Genomic DNA, 14,364 nt, shown 5'->3' on the forward strand with positions numbered 1-14,364 from the left:
CTGCGATCCGGTGACCGGCATTTCCTATACGATCTGATAGCGCGACAGTCTGGGACACCTCCGTGCAGGATGTCAACAGGTAGATCAGCCCCATGAGAGGAACGGCCCAGGGATGACCGGAATGACGAGCGGCACGTCGACGAGCACACCCCTCACCTGGGGTGCCGGGCATCCCATCGGCCGCACCAGCGGGCGCATGGCCGACGAGGTCTACGACACGTTGCTCGACCAGCTGATGTCCCTGCACCTGCCGCCGGGCTCGCGCGTGACCATCGACGCGCTCGCGCGCGAGCTGAGCGTGTCGCAGACCCCGATCCGCGACGCGCTCAGCAGGCTGGAGGCGGACGGTCTCGTGGTGCGCGTGCCCCACGCGGGCTACCGCGTGCCGCCGCAGATCACGCGGGAACGGTTCGAGGAGATGCTCGAGGTCCGCCTCCTCCTCGAGCCCGCGGCCGCCCGCAGCGCGGCTGAGCACGCGACCCCGGACCAGGTGGCGCAGCTGCGCCGCATGCAGGAGGAGATGTCGGCCCTCATGGCGACGGAAGGCCACCTGGCGTACGGCTCGTTCGGCCTCCGCGACGCCGCCTTCCACGACCTCGTCGCGGCCGGCGGGGGCAACCGGGTCATCCGCGAGACCCTCTCCCGCCTGCACACCCACGTGCACCTCTTCCGCCTCCTCTACGGCCGGAACGTGACCCACCTCGCGGTCGGGGAGCACGACGCGGTCCTCGAGGCCGTCGCGGCACGCGATGCCGACGCCGCGGCCTACGCCATGCGGAGCCACATCCTGGTCTCCGGCGACCGGTTCCGACGGCTGTTCGACAAGGCCGAGCAGCCCGAGGAGCCGCACCGTGTTAGCGAGATCACACCGGGCAGTTGACGTCCGCGTCGACGTCTGTACTCTGGAGTCGATCTCGGATCCGATCCGATCTGATCGGATCCACTGACCTCGATGAGGAGGACCAGGTGCCCAGAGCACTGCTCTTGACCGGCGACGCCGCCGAGGAGCTCGACACCATGTACCCGTACTACCGCGTGCAAGAAGGCGGCTGGGACGTCGACGTCTCCTCGAGGACGATGCGCGACGTCCAGCTGGTCATCCATGAGTTCGACCCCGGCTCCGACGCGTACGTCGAGAAGAACGGCCGCAAGCTCCCGGTCGACGTCCCCTGGGCGGACGTCGACGTCGAGCGCTACGACGCTCTCATCATCCCTGGTGGGCGCGCGCCCGAGTGGATGCGCGTGGACGCCGACGTTCGCCGCATCACGGAGCACTTCTTCGCGCGCGACCTCCCGATCGCGCTCGTGTGCCACGGTGCGCAGGTGCCCGCGGTCTACGGCCTGCTGAAGGGGCGTCGCACGGCCTGCTTCCCGCCCATCACCGGGGACATGGAGAACGCGGGCGCGACCGTCGTCGACGCCCCGGACGTCGTCGACGGGAACCTCGTCTCGTGCCGGGGCTGGCCGGACATGCCGCAGTTCGGCCGGGTGCTGATGCAGGTGTTCGACGGCTCTCTCGGCAAGGCCGCCGCGTGACGGTGGCCCTTCCCGGCCGATGACGACATCGCGGACCGTCGAGGTCGACGGGGACGTCGTCGGTGTCCTCGAGGGAGGCACGGGCCCCACCGTGCTGCTCCTCCACGGCTCCGGCCCTGGCACGACCGGGGCCGGGGCGTGGGCCGCGACCGCACGGGCCCTCGCTCCTGACCACCACGTCGTGGCCCCCGACCAGGCGGGGTTCGGCAGGACGCCGCTGCCGCCCGGCTCCCGTGGGGGGCTCGCGGTCTGGGCCGAGCAGGCCGGCGCCCTCATGGACACGCTCGGGGTCGGCACGTTCGCCGTCGTCGGCCACTCCATGGGCGGAGCGGTCTCGCTGGCCCTGGCCGCCGCTCGGCCGCGACAGGTCACCCACGTCGTCGCGGTCGGCACGATGGGGGCGCCGGGTGCTCCCCTCTCCGACGACCTCGATGCGCTCTGGGCCGCCACGCCCGACTCCGGCGGGGCGCGCGACATGCTTGCTCGGCTCTTCCACGACCCGGCACTCGTCACGGACGCCGCCGTCGCTACCCGCGCCCGAGCGATGCGCGCGGGGGCGACGACGTACGCGTCGATGTTCCCTCCGCCACGGACCCGGTGGTCGGACGACCTCACGCTGTCGCCGAGCACGCTGTCCCAGGTGAGGGCACCGGTGCTGCTCCTCCACGGCGCGGAGGACCGCGTCACGCCGCTGAGCGGCGTCCTCCCTCTGCTCGATCACCTGCCCGACGCCAGCCTGCGGGTGACGCCGGGCTGCGGTCACGCCCTGCCCGCCGAACGCCCCGAGGAGTTCCTGACGGCGCTCCGCTCGTTCCTACCGGGCGGCGCCCCGAGCCCGAGCTGACCCGTCGTCGGACACGACCCGGGACGACGTGAAGGCGTCGAACACGTCACCCCGGTCGTGCTCGGAGCGAGCCGGCGGCCGGCGCAGCCTGATCGGGCCGGAGAAATTCGCTTGCTCCACCCCGCACCCGGGTGGAACGGTCGGAGCACGTCGCCCGCGCCGTCCGGGCACCGGAGGAAGGAGGAACGCCATGAGCTGGACGACCCCCGCTCGCGTGTCCACCACCCCCGGGAGCACCGACCGCCGCTAGGCCGGTCGGCGACCGTCCGAGACGGTCCGCGCCCGCCGCCGCCCGCGAGGCGGCAGCGGCAGCGCCGTGCGCTCCCCGCCTGAAGGAGCCCACCCTTGCCCGAGCACGACCTGCTGCACCCCGATCCGTACCTCCCGCCGACGTTCGCGGGAGACCCCCGCACTCCCCCGCCCCGCCGCCTGCGGCGCAGCGACGACACTGCCGACATCGACGACGCCGGTCCCGCCATGGGCGTCCTCGACGCCGCGCTCGGCGACGACCAGCGCTGGTCCACGTGGTCCGCCGTCGAGAAGGGGCAGCGCGGACCCGAGCCGCGCCCCGACTGGGTCGTGACCGCCGACGCGGCCGTCGACACCGAGCTGGGCGTGCTCAAGACCGGCAAGGAGGCGGACGTGTTCCTCATCGAGCGCGCCGTCCCCGGCGAGGCCGTCCAACGCACGCTGCTTGCCGCCAAGCGCTACCGGGACCTCGACCACCGCGCGTTCCGGCGGGACACGGTCTACACCGAGGACCGCCGGGTGCGCCGCACGCGCGACCGTCGCGCGCTCGACCGCAAGTCCCGCTACGGCCGCCAGGTCGCGGCCGGGCAGTGGGCGGCGGCGGAGTTCGCCGCGCTCAGCGAGCTGTGGTCCGCGGGCGCCCCCGTGCCCTACCCGGTGCAGATCGACGGCAACGAGATCCTCATGGAGTTCGTCGGCACGTCGGACGGCGTCGCGCACGAGGCCGCGCCGCGGCTCGCGCGCACCCGCCCCGAGCCGGACCTGCTCGCGTCGTGGTGGGACCAGCTCCGCGACGGCATGGCCGTGCTGGCCCGCCTCGGATTCGCGCACGGCGACCTGTCCCCGTACAACGTCCTCGCGGACGGCGACCGGCTCGTCATCATCGACCTGCCGCAGGTCGTCGACCTCGTGGCGAACCCGTTCGGCACCGAGCTGCTGCTGCGCGACTGCCGCACGATGTCCGCGTGGTTCGCCGCGCGCGGGCTGGAGACCGACGCCGACGAGCTCTTCGCGCTCCTGCTCGCCGAGGCGTGGTGACGGGCGAGGACGCTCGACGCGGGAGGCGCAGGCGCGGCGTGGGACGATCGCCGCGTGCTGCGCCTCGCCCTCGTCGGGCTCGACTCGTCCCACGCCGACCACTACGTCCGGCTCGTCGAGGTCGAGCGGCGCTGGCCGGGCGTGCGCGTCGTCGCGCTCGTCGACGGGGAGCCGGCCCGACGCGCGGAGCTCGCCGCCGCGGGCGGGCTGTCCCTCGGCACCGGTGAGGTCACCGTGCCCGACGTCGTCGGGCGGGTCGACGCGGCGATCGTCGCCCACCGCGCGGGCCGGCTCCACGGCGCCGCGGCCCGCACGCTCCTGCGCGCGGGCGTCCCGGTGCTCGTCGACAAGCCGTTCGCTGCGTCGGTCGCCGACGCACGCGCCACGCTCGACGTGGCCCGCGCCCGCGGCACCGCCGTGACGACAGCCTCCGCGCTGCGCTTCGCTCCGCAGGTCGCGGCGGCGCACGACGTCCTCGCGGCCACGGCCGGGCGCGGCTTCGCCACGGCCAGGCCCGGCAACCCGGCCGCACCGGAGGACGGGACGACGACGTCGCCCGGGCCCGCCGTCGAGGTGTCCGGCCCCGCCGACCCGCGCGACGAGCGCGACGGTCTCTTCTTCCTCGGCATCCACGTCGTGGAGGCGGCCCGCGCCGTCGTCGGCGGTGCTCCCGGCGCGGCGTGGGCGCCGCCCGTGGTGACGACCTCGACCGACGGGATCGTCGCGACGACCCGGTTGGACGGCGTCGACGTCCGGCTGGCGCTCCTCGACCCGGGCTCCCACCCGACCGCCGGGTTCGCGGTCGCCGTGCGCACTCCCGGTGGCGTCGAGCGCGCCGAGGTCGTGCTCGACGCCGACTACCTCGCACCAGTGGTCGAGCACGCTCTCGCGGTCCTCGCGCCGGCGCTCGGCGCGACCGCGAGCGCCGATGAAGACGCGGCGCGGGGCGACGCCACGCACGCGACGGTCCTCGCCGACCTCGCGCTCCTCGAGCAGATCACCGCAGCGGTCAGGGCCTGAGGTCCGACCTTCTGCGGCGTGTGCCGACCGCGCCGACACCGAGCGGACGGGGTAGAACGGGTCCATGGAGCCTTCCACCGAGTCCTTCGACGCCGACGACGTCCAGACGTTCCTCACGACCTACGGGGTCGCGCTCTCCACGGGCGACCTCGACACGATCGGCGAGAGCTACGCGTTCCCGGCGCTCGTGGTCGGGTCGACCGGGTCGGTGCTCCTCGCCGACCCGGAGGACGTGCGCGAGTCGACCACCGAGACCGCGCGCGGGTTCCGCGAGCGCGGCCTCGTCGGCGTCGTCGCGCACCTCGAGGACGTCGAGGAGGTCGGCGACGCGCTCGTGTGGGCGCGCGTGCGCTGGAGCTACCGCGACGAGTACGCGAACGAGCAGGAGGCGCAGGAGGTCCGGTACCTGCTCCGCCGCGCGCGGGACACGTTCGAGGTCTGTGTCGTCGCACCGCTGGCCACCTGACGGGGCCGTCTCAGCACACGCTGCCCTCGGCCACGACCGGGCCGGTTCGCGGGGCGGTGCCGTCGGGACGCGGCGGGAGGTAGTCGAGTCGCACCCCGTCCCCGACCGGTACGGCCAGGACCGCGGAGTCCGCCGACTCGCGCGCCCAGTCCCGCGGGACGAAGAAGTACGTGCCACCCGCCTGCTGCAGGAGCACGAGGCCGTCGTACCGGTGGCCGAAGGCCGCGCCGTCGGGCCCGCACCGGCCCGCGGTCACCCCCGGCGCGACGAGCTGGAGGTCGGCGGTGCTCCGGACCACGACCCCGGCGTACTCCGCGAGCTCGGCCTCGAACTGGCGTCCGCGGCTCTCCCCCACCTCGGCCGAGTAGTTCGCCACCGCCCAGAAGAGCGACACCGCGACGAGCGTGAACACCGCCGCCCACTCGGCGAGGCGCGCCCCGACCGACGGCGTCCGCCACTCGGGCCGGGTCCGTCGCAGCTCCGACCGCCACGTCTGCACGACGGCGACGAGCGCCAGGACCCCGAGCGCGAGGCACACCGGCGCGACCCAGCTCGGGACGCCGTCGGCGAGGCCGGTGCCGGGCCAGACGGCCTGGAACAGGCCGAACACGACGAGCATCGTCCCGACCGCACCGATCCCGAGGAGCGCACGCGGACCGAGCCGCCGTGCGCCGGGAGCGCGGGTCGACCCGCCCCGCGCCCACAGGGACACGAGGACGACGACCGCCACCGCGGCGAGCGGCAGCAGGAGCCCGTCCTGCGCCTGGACCATGTAGTCCGTCGACGTGAGCTGCAGGGACGTCACGTCCACACCGAAGTAGTAGTAGAAGAACATGGCGCGCTGCCGGCCGAAGAAGTAGAGCAGCCCGGCGATCAGACCTGCGGGCGCCACGATCTCGGTCGCGATCCGAGCGAGGCGCGGCACGTCCGACCTCGGGTCCTCCGTGCTCGGCTCGTCTCTCGTCGCGGGCCGGCGGTCGCTGTCGATCATGGCGCGCCGTCCGTCCCGTCGGCTCCTCCGCCCTCGTGATCCGGGTCTTCACCGTCGTCACCGGGGACGTCCTCACCGCCGCTCTCGCCGCCTGTCTCCGCGCCGGTCCCGGTCTCGGTCTCGGGCCCGGTCTCTGTCTCCGTCTCGACCCCGGTCCCTGCCTCGGGCTCCTCGGCTCCCCCTGGTTCGCCCGTGCCGGGGCTGCAGTCCGCGAGCAGCACGACGGTCGAGCCGCGTGGGATGGAGAAGCCTCCCTCCCTCCACGGCGGGTCGGAGCCCAGGTACGTGCAGGCGCTGTCCGCGTCGTCCGCCTCGGGAGGTTCCGAGACGACCGTCACGCAGAGCGTCCCGCCGCAGTTGACCGTCATCTCGTCGAGGAAGTCCTGGCGCACACCCGTGAAGGGCAGCCCGTCCTTCTGCGCGGCGGTCGCCATGGCGACCGGTGACCCTCCGCTCCCGCCACCACCACGGGGACCCTCGGGCTTCTCCGAGCTCTCCGCGTCGGGGAACGTCGGCGGCGAGGTGGTGGCCTCGTCGGTCGCCTCCGGCTCCACGCTGCTCGACACCTGCTGGGCCGAGCCGTCGGCACCCCAGCTGCACGCTGCGATACCGCACACGACCGCGGTGCTGAGCAGCGCCCAGACGGTCGCGCGTCCTACCCGGTGTCGTCGTCCACCTGGTCCTGCGTCCTGCGTCGCCAGCACCATCGCTCGGCCCTCCTCATGGTCCTCATACGACGAGGGAGAGGGCTCGCGAACGGGGTGATACGGCGGGTCCGTCCTGATTCAGTGGAAGTCGCGCGACGTCGTCGCGACCTGGAGCGAGAGCGGGGCGAGGTGCTCCGCGACGAGGTTCGTGGCGCCGTCGGCCCGCTCGAGCCGCCCGCGCACGACGAGCGCCGCGGACCCGCGCGCGACCTTCCGGAACCGCTGCCACAGCCCGGGCGAGCACACGACGTTGAGGATGCCCGTCTCGTCCTCGAGCGACAGGAACGTCACGCCCCCGGCCGTCCCGGGGCGCTGGCGGTGCGTGACGACGCCGCCCACCGCGACGCGCGACGACGGGTGCGGGCGCGTCCCCGGCACCTCGCCCGCCGCGCGCTCCGCCTCGTCGACCTGCTCGATCTGCCGCGACACCTCGACCGCCCCGACGACGGTGAGCACGCCCGCCGCGGTCAGGCCGTCGCGCACGTACTGCGTCGGGTAGGAATCGGCGGACACGCCCGTGGCCCACACGTCCGCGACGGCCGTCTCGACGTCGGTCATGCCGGGCAGCGACGGGGCCTCGACCCCGACGCTCACGCCCGGCAGCGTCCCCGGGCCCTCCTGCGCGAGCGCGCCCGCCGCCCACAGCGCCTCACGCCGCGTCACGCCGAGGCAGTCCGTCGCCCCGGCGGTCGCGAGCCCCTCGAGCTGGGCCGTCGTGAGGTCGACGCGCCGCACGAGGTCGCGCAGGTCGCTGAACGGCCGCCCCTCCCCCGGCGTCCCGCGCGCCGCGACGACGCGTTCGGCCGCGTCCTTGCCGAGCCCCCGCACGCTCGCGAGCCCGAGCCGCACCGCGAGCGTGAGATCGGGCTCCGGCCCGAACGCGGTGTCGATCCGCAACTCCCCGCCGAGCATGCGGCTGTCGCCCGTCCGGACGCCAGGGCGGTCGGTATCCGCAGGGTCTGCGGACGCAGCCGCACGGTCGGGCGCAGCCGCACGGTCGGCCGGCAGCCGCTCGACCGTCGCCTCGACGTCGGACGCGTTGACGTCGGGGCGCAGCACGGTGACGCCGTGGCGGCGCGCGTCGGCGACGAGCGACTGGGGCGAGTAGAACCCCATGGGCTGCGCCGCGAGCAGCCCGGCGTAGAACGCGGCGGGGTGGTGCACCTTGAGCCACGAGCTCGCGTAGACGAGGAACGCGAACGAGTACGCGTGCGACTCGGGGAACCCGAAGTCGGCGAACGCCTTGAGCTTGTCGTAGATCTCCTCGCGCACCGCCGGGTCGGTGACCCCCTTCTTGCGCATCCCGTCCATGAGCCGCCCGCGCAGCTCCTCCATGCGCTCGACGGACCGCTTGGACCCCATCGCGCGCCGGAGCTGGTCGGACTCCTTGGGCGAGAAGCCCGCGACGTCGATCGCCATCTGCATGAGCTGCTCCTGGAACAGCGGCACGCCGAGCGTCTTGCCGAGCGACTTCTTCAGCAGCGGGTGCAGGAACGTCACCTTCTCCCGCCCTCGCGCGCGGTTGATGTACGGGTGCACGGACCCGCCCTGGATGGGACCCGGGCGGATGAGGGCGACCTCGATGACGATGTCGTAGAAGTTCCGCGGTCGCAGTCGCGGGAGCGTCGCCATCTGCGCGCGCGACTCGACCTGGAACACGCCGACGGTGTCGGCCGCGCACAGCAGGTCGTACACCGCCGGGTCGTCCTCGGGCAGCGTGTGCAGCGCGAGACGCGGGCCGCCCTCGTGCCGCTCGACCAGGTCGAACCCGATGCGCAGCGCCGTGAGCATCCCGAGGCCGAGGAGGTCGAACTTCACGAGCCCCGCGTCCGCGCAGTCCTCCTTGTCCCACTGCAGGACCGTGCGCCCCTCCATGCGCGCCCACTCGACGGGGCACACCTCGATGACCGGGCGGTCGCACATGACCATGCCGCCCGAGTGGATGCCCAGGTGCCGCGGGAGCCGCAGCATCCGGTCGGCGAGGCCGAGCACCGCGTCCGGGATCTCGCCCTCCTGCGCGGCCGACGGCGGCCGGTGCGCGGGCACGACGTCGTGCGTGTCGTCCGCGCGCAGGACCTCGCCCTCGTCCACCGCGAGCGGGTCGACGACGCGCGCGCCCCGGCCGCTCAGGTCGGGCGACCAGTCGCTGCTCCCCCACAGCCGCGCCGTCGCGGCGTCCTTCCGCGCGGTCCGCGTCGTGACCGGTGACGCGGCCGGGCCGGCGGCGGGCCCCGGGGTCTTCGCCGCGATCGCCCGCTCCTTCGCCGCCCGGTCGGCCGCGGGTGACGACGGGTCGGGGCCACGCAGCGACCCCCAGCGCTCGATGGACTTGCTCCACGCGTCGGCCTGCCCGACGTCGTACCCGAGCGCGCGGGCGGCGTCGCGCACCGCGGACTTGGGCCGGTAGGAGATGACGTTCGCGACCTGCGCGGCGTGCGTGCGCCCGAACTTCCCGTAGACGTGCTGGATGACCTCCTCGCGCCGACCCGACTCGATGTCGACGTCGATGTCCGGCGGGCCGTCGCGCTCGGGCGCGAGGAAGCGCTCGAACAGCAGACCGTGCTTCACCGCGTCGACGGCCGTGATGCCGAGCGCGTAGCAGACCGCTGAGTTCGCGGCCGACCCGCGGCCCTGCGCGAGGATCCCGTTCACCCGACAGAACTCCACGAGGTCGTAGACGACGAGGAAGTACCCCGGGAAGTGCAGGTCCTCGATGACGCGCAGCTCGTGGTCGATCTGCGCCCACGCGCCCGTGATCTTCTCCTGGTCGCGCGGCCCGTACCGGTTCTCGCCGCCGCGTCGTACGAGCTCGCGCAGCCACGTGGCCTCCGTGTGCCCGTCCGGCACGGGGTACGGCGGGAGGTCGGGCGCGACGAGGTGCAGGTCGAACGCGCACTCGTCCCCGAGCACGGCGGCCGTCTCGACGGCCTGCGGGTGCCGGTGGTGGCGTGCGAGCATCTCCGCCGCCGAACGCAGGTGCGTCGTCGGGGCGCCGGGGAGCCACCCGTCGAGGTCGTCGAGCGACGAGCGGGCGCGCACCGCGGCGAGCGCCCCGGCGAGGTCGGCGTCGCGCGGGTTGGCGTAGTGCGCGGCGGTCGTCGCGACGAGCGGCAGCCGGGCGTCCGCGGCGAGGTCCGCGAGCGCCGCGTGCAGGTCGGCGTCTCGGGGGTCGTCGGTCGCGGTGATCTCGACCGCCACGTTGCCCGCGCCGAAGACGGCGACGAGCCGGTCGAGCTCGCGGCGGGCCGCGGCGCGCCCGGAGGTGACGAGCGCCCGCCGGACGGATCCCTTGCGGCAGCCGGTGAGCACGAGCCACTCGCCCGCGCCCTGCGCGCCGAGCGCGCCGAGGTCGTAGCGGGCGGCGCCCTTGGTCCCGGTCGCGAGGTGCGCGGTGGCGATCGCGCTCGACAGGTTGCGGTAGCCCTGCGCGCCCCGCGCGAGGACGAGGAGGTGGGTCGAGCGCGGGTCGGGCACGCCGGTGGGCGGGTCGAGCACGGGCGGTCCCGCGGGCGTACGCCCGTGCTCGACGACGGGCAGGTGCAGCTCGGCGCCGAAGATCGTGGGCAGCCCGACCTTGCGCGCGGCCTCCGCGAACCGCACGACGCCGTACAGGCCGTCGTGGTCGGTGACCGCGAGCGCCGACAGCCCGAGCCGCGCGCCCTCGGCGGCGAGCTCCTCGGGGTGGGACGCGCCGTCGAGGAAGCTGAACGCGGAGTGGGCGTGCAGCTCGGCGTACCGGGGGGCGGTCGTCCGGTCAGTCATAGAGGCCCTCCACGGTCCAGCGCCCGCGGGCGCTCGCGAGGAGGAGCCCGCGGCCGTCGTCGAGCAGGACCTGCACGTGCACCCGGCGCCGCGGCGCGGGGGTCCACCAGCGCTCGGCGAGCGGCCACGGACCGGCCCAGTCCACGACGGCGCGCGCGGACCCCGGGCCGGGCAGCGCCGCCTCGCGCGAGGGCACTGCCGGGCGGCGCGGGCCCTCCTCCGACGTAGCGGCAGGCCACCGCACGGTGACGGGCTCGCCGCTCATCGCGAGGCGCGCGTCGACGACGACGGGCCGCCCCGCGGCGTCGAGCACGACGACGTCCTGCGGCTCGACGGGCACGACCGCCGGCGCGGGGCTCGGCAGCGCGCCCGGCCAGGGCAGGGCCGGGTCGCGCGGGCGCGCGACGTCCTCCCCGAACGGCACGAGGTGCACGCGGTCGGTCGCGTCGCGACCGCCCTGGACCTCGACGCGCAGGACGGCATCGCCGCCGAGGATCCCCTGCACGCGCCCGAGCGCGCGGTGGGCACGCGCGTCCTCCCCGCTCGACGCGCCCCACAGGCGCGGCTGCTCCGCCCCCGCCGGGACGACCTCCTCGGCCGTGAGGGACAGGCGGGCCAGCGGCGCGACGCCCGGGACGACGTCGGCCCCACCGGGCGAGCTGCCGCGCTCGCCACCACGCCTGCCACCGCGCGCGGACCGGGCCGCGCGGGCGGACCGGATGCTCGTCGTGGTGAGCCAGCCCTCGAGCTGCCACCGGACCTTGTCCGTGAGGCGCGCCGGGCTCATCGCGCCCGGCCCGTCGAGCCGCCAGGTGCGCTCGAGGTCGTCGCCCTCCGTGGTCCGCGCGGTGATGCGCAGCCGCCCCGCGACGAGCGAGCGTGCGACGAGCTGGTCGTGCAGGTCCTCGGAGAGCCGGCGCGCAGCGAAGGTCGCGACGTCGACCCGCTCGGCGGGCGGGTCGAGCTCGGTGCTCACCGCGACGTCGGGCTCGACGCGGCGCCGCGCGGGCGGGCGCAGGTCCTCGCCGCGCGCGAGCCGGTGCGCCCACGCGCCGAGGTCGCCGAACCGCCCCTCGACGGTCGCGGGCGGCAGTGCCGCGAGCGCCCCGAGGGTGCGCACGCCGAGCCGGCCGAGGAGGTCCACGAGCTCGTCGATCGCGACGGCGGCGTCGGGGCGGGCGGCGACGTGCGCGAGGTCGCGCGCGGGCCGCGGCGCGAGGAACGCGGCCGAGCCGCCGGGGACCACGACGGCGGCGTCCCGTGCGGCGAGCACGGCCGCGAGGATGCCGTCGGCGACGCCCACCTGGCTCTCGTGCCCGGTGCGCTCGGCGACGCGCGCGACGAGCGCCTCCGCGAGCGCGGCGTCGGACCCGTGGTACCGGCTCGCCCCTGCCGCCGGCAGGAGCAGCAGGCCGGGGCGGGTGATCTCCAGCCCGGCGACGACGGTCTCGGCCGCGAGCGCGACGGGCTCGAACTCGCGGGCGTCGCGCGCGTCGTCGACGTCGAGCAGCTCGAGCTCGGGGCAGCACTCGCGGGCCCGGCGGCGGCGCATGCCGCGGCGCACGCCCTGGGCGCGGGCGGTCGCGGAGACGGCGACGACGCGGCGGCCGTCGTGCGTCGCGGCGGGGACGTGCGCGGGGACGTCGCGCACCGCCATCGCCGCGAGCACCGGCCAGTCCGGCACCCACAGGGCCGCCGTGCGGGTCGGGCTCGTGCTCATCCGACGAGCCTCAGCCCGGGTCCACCCGGCTCGCTGAGTGCGGGGTATTCGTCGTCGCGGGAGCCGACGGACTGCAGATCCCCCGCACTCACCGGCTCGGGCTCCGCGAGGAACACCGGCCAGTCCTCGTGCGCGAGCGGGAGGTCGACCTCGACCCGCGTGGGTCGCGCGGCACCCCCACGGCCCGCGCGCTCGACGACGAGCGTGCGCCGACGCAGCCAGCCCGCCCCGCGGTCCGCGCCGGACCAGCCGCCGCCCGTCACCGTGAGCGCGACGTGCGCGCCCGGCCACGCCGTGGCCGCCACGAGCAGCGCGCCGCGCTCCCGTGCGCGGCCGGTGAGGCGGCGCCGGTCGGTGTCGGTGAGGGCGGCGTCGGGCCCGACGACCACGACGTCCAGGCCGTCGACGAGCGCCGCGATCGCGAGCGCCGCGTCCGGTCCCGGCCGAGGGACGAGGACGACGCGGTCGAGGTCCGCGCCGACGTCGGCGGCCGCGAGCAGCCCGACCGCGGGGAACCCGACGGCGGCGGTCCACGCCCCGGCTCGCGACGGTCGCGCGACGAGCGCGAGCAGGAGGCTCGTCGACCCCCGCACCGCGACCACCGTGCCGCGCTGGAGCCCGCCGAGCGGCAGGAGCGGGACGAGCGCGTCGTGCACCGGCCACGCCCGCTCGTCCGGGATCACGTCCCGGTTCGGGTCCCGCATCGCGACGTGGCGGCCGCGGGCGCGCGCCGGGCGCTCGGCCGGCGCGACAGGGGTCGGCCGGGCGACCGCCGGCGAGGAGACGTCGGAGGGCGGCACGTCCGTGAGCGGGACGTCGGTGAGCGGGACGGCGACCGGTGCTGTCGGGACCGCGGGCGCGACGACCGCGCGGTGTCGGCGGACGCCCGTACGCTCCTCCGCACGGCGCAGGACGGCGCGGGCGCGCTCGGCCTTGTCGACGGCCGCGGCCGTCGGGCCTGGTGTCCCCGCCCGTTCGGCAGGGTCGGCGAGAAGGGCCATCTCGCCTCCCGGGGATGCTGCTCGGACGGGACGCGCACCGCGCGTCGACTGCTGGGGGCGTCGTTCTGCACCCACCATCGTTCGAACAGATGTTCGAACACTTCCAGTGAACGACCGCCGCCGCGGGGTGTCAACTCCGCAGGTGAGAGCCGTCGGCTTCGTCCGAGATGCCCGCCGTAACTCTCGACCGTCGCTCGAAGGTTGACCCCAACCCTCGACCTCTACCTGAACCTCCTGCCTGCCGAACATGCGATCGCAGTCCGTCCGGCGTGCGAGCCACGAGCCACGAGCGCATGCTCGGCGGGCGCAGGGGCATGCTCGGCACCCGGTCCTCGCCCGCACGCGCAGTCCCGGGATGGCAGGCTGGCGCCATGGACGCCCGCACGACCCTGCCCACGCTCGGCTCGCTCACCTGGGAGCCGGCGCTCGACCACCTCGACCTCGTCGCCCCCGTGACCGCCGACGCGCTGCGCCGCTGGGCCGAGGCCGACCCGGACGTCGCGGCGCTCGTCGCCGTGACGGAGATCGACCCCGACCTCGCGGACACCGCGACGCTCAACGCCGCGTTCGACCTGCCCGTCGAGGCGTCGGCGAACTGCGTCGTCGTGGGCGGCGCACGCGCGGGCGACGAGCGGGTCGCCGCCGCCGTCGTGCGCGCGCACACGCGCGCCGACGTCAACACGCGCATCCGCAAGCTGCTCGACGTGCGCAAGGCGTCGTTCCTGCCGACCGACCGCGCGACGGCCGAGTCCGGGATGGAGTACGGCGGCATCACGCCCGTCGGGCTCCCGGACGGGTGGCGCGTCCTCGTGGACTCGCGCGTCGTGACCGACGGCGCGCTCGCGCTGATCGGCAGCGGCGTGCGGCGCTCGAAGCTGCTCCTCCCCGGCGACCTGCTGGGGCGCCTGCCCGGCGTCGAGGTCGTCGAGGACCTTGCAGTCCCGGTCGCCTGACCCGTCCCACCCTGCCCTGCCCCGGAAGGGGGGGGGCCCGGGCGGGCGGTCGCCCGCCCGATCGCTCTCTCTGTGAG

At 75.5% G+C, this 14,364-nt stretch carries 12 protein-coding genes; 7 read left to right on the forward strand and 5 right to left on the reverse strand.

Annotated features, from left to right (window positions below; all coding sequences use genetic code 11):
• Positions 1–121: 121 nt before the first annotated feature.
• The 6 genes from ACFWH7_RS11845 to ACFWH7_RS11870 all read left to right on the forward strand — a co-directional run bounded on the left by ACFWH7_RS11845 (position 122) and on the right by ACFWH7_RS11870 (position 5,153).
• Complete coding sequence (locus tag ACFWH7_RS11845; RefSeq protein WP_378216707.1) at positions 122–880, forward strand: GntR family transcriptional regulator; 759 nt, start codon at positions 122–124, stop codon at positions 878–880.
• A gap of 86 nt (positions 881–966) precedes the next feature.
• Positions 967–1,536 (forward strand): DJ-1/PfpI family protein, encoded by a 570-nt coding sequence (locus tag ACFWH7_RS11850; protein ID WP_277514456.1) that lies wholly within the window; start codon positions 967–969, stop codon positions 1,534–1,536.
• A 19-nt stretch (positions 1,537–1,555) separates the two neighbouring features.
• A complete protein-coding gene (locus tag ACFWH7_RS11855; RefSeq protein ID WP_378216708.1) occupies positions 1,556–2,380 on the forward strand; it encodes an alpha/beta fold hydrolase in 825 nt (274 codons plus the stop codon).
• 477 nt (positions 2,381–2,857) lie between these two features.
• Positions 2,858–3,667 carry a serine protein kinase RIO gene (locus ACFWH7_RS11860; RefSeq protein ID WP_378216717.1) on the forward strand — a complete coding sequence of 270 codons (810 nt, stop codon included), beginning with the start codon at positions 2,858–2,860 and terminating at the stop codon, positions 3,665–3,667.
• A gap of 54 nt (positions 3,668–3,721) precedes the next feature.
• Positions 3,722–4,687 (forward strand): Gfo/Idh/MocA family oxidoreductase, encoded by a 966-nt coding sequence (locus tag ACFWH7_RS11865; protein ID WP_378216709.1) that lies wholly within the window; start codon positions 3,722–3,724, stop codon positions 4,685–4,687.
• Between the two features lie 64 nt (positions 4,688–4,751).
• Positions 4,752–5,153, forward strand: a complete 402-nt coding sequence (locus tag ACFWH7_RS11870) for a DUF6841 family protein (protein ID WP_378216710.1) — start codon at positions 4,752–4,754, stop codon at positions 5,151–5,153.
• Between the two features lie 10 nt (positions 5,154–5,163).
• On the opposite strand, the gene ACFWH7_RS11875 is transcribed toward ACFWH7_RS11870, so the two are convergent.
• The 5 genes from ACFWH7_RS11875 to ACFWH7_RS11895 all read right to left on the reverse strand — a co-directional run bounded on the left by ACFWH7_RS11875 (position 5,164) and on the right by ACFWH7_RS11895 (position 13,334).
• On the reverse strand, positions 5,164–6,144 hold the full coding sequence (locus ACFWH7_RS11875; RefSeq protein ID WP_378216711.1) for a hypothetical protein: 981 nt from the start codon (positions 6,142–6,144) through the stop codon (positions 5,164–5,166).
• Positions 6,141–6,761: a hypothetical protein gene (locus ACFWH7_RS11880; RefSeq protein WP_378216712.1), complete on the reverse strand. Its 621-nt coding sequence runs from the start codon at positions 6,759–6,761 to the stop codon at positions 6,141–6,143. Before ACFWH7_RS11880 ends, ACFWH7_RS11875 begins: the two co-directional genes overlap by 4 nt.
• Before the next feature lie 168 nt (positions 6,762–6,929).
• Positions 6,930–10,613 carry an error-prone DNA polymerase gene (locus ACFWH7_RS11885; protein ID WP_378216713.1) on the reverse strand — a complete coding sequence of 1,228 codons (3,684 nt, stop codon included), beginning with the start codon at positions 10,611–10,613 and terminating at the stop codon, positions 6,930–6,932.
• Positions 10,606–12,333 (reverse strand): DNA polymerase Y family protein, encoded by a 1,728-nt coding sequence (locus ACFWH7_RS11890; RefSeq protein ID WP_378216714.1) that lies wholly within the window; start codon positions 12,331–12,333, stop codon positions 10,606–10,608. The genes ACFWH7_RS11885 and ACFWH7_RS11890 overlap by 8 nt, the downstream gene beginning before the upstream one ends.
• Positions 12,330–13,334 carry a hypothetical protein gene (locus tag ACFWH7_RS11895; protein ID WP_378216715.1) on the reverse strand — a complete coding sequence of 335 codons (1,005 nt, stop codon included), beginning with the start codon at positions 13,332–13,334 and terminating at the stop codon, positions 12,330–12,332. The genes ACFWH7_RS11890 and ACFWH7_RS11895 overlap by 4 nt, the downstream gene beginning before the upstream one ends.
• Before the next feature lie 371 nt (positions 13,335–13,705).
• Between ACFWH7_RS11895 and ACFWH7_RS11900 the strand changes: the two genes are divergently transcribed.
• A complete protein-coding gene (locus tag ACFWH7_RS11900; protein ID WP_378216716.1) occupies positions 13,706–14,287 on the forward strand; it encodes a YbaK/EbsC family protein in 582 nt (193 codons plus the stop codon).
• Positions 14,288–14,364: the final 77 nt, after the last annotated feature.

Source organism: Cellulosimicrobium cellulans (assembly GCF_042723955.1).
Classification (GTDB): Bacteria; Actinomycetota; Actinomycetes; order Actinomycetales; family Cellulomonadaceae; genus Cellulosimicrobium; species Cellulosimicrobium cellulans_H.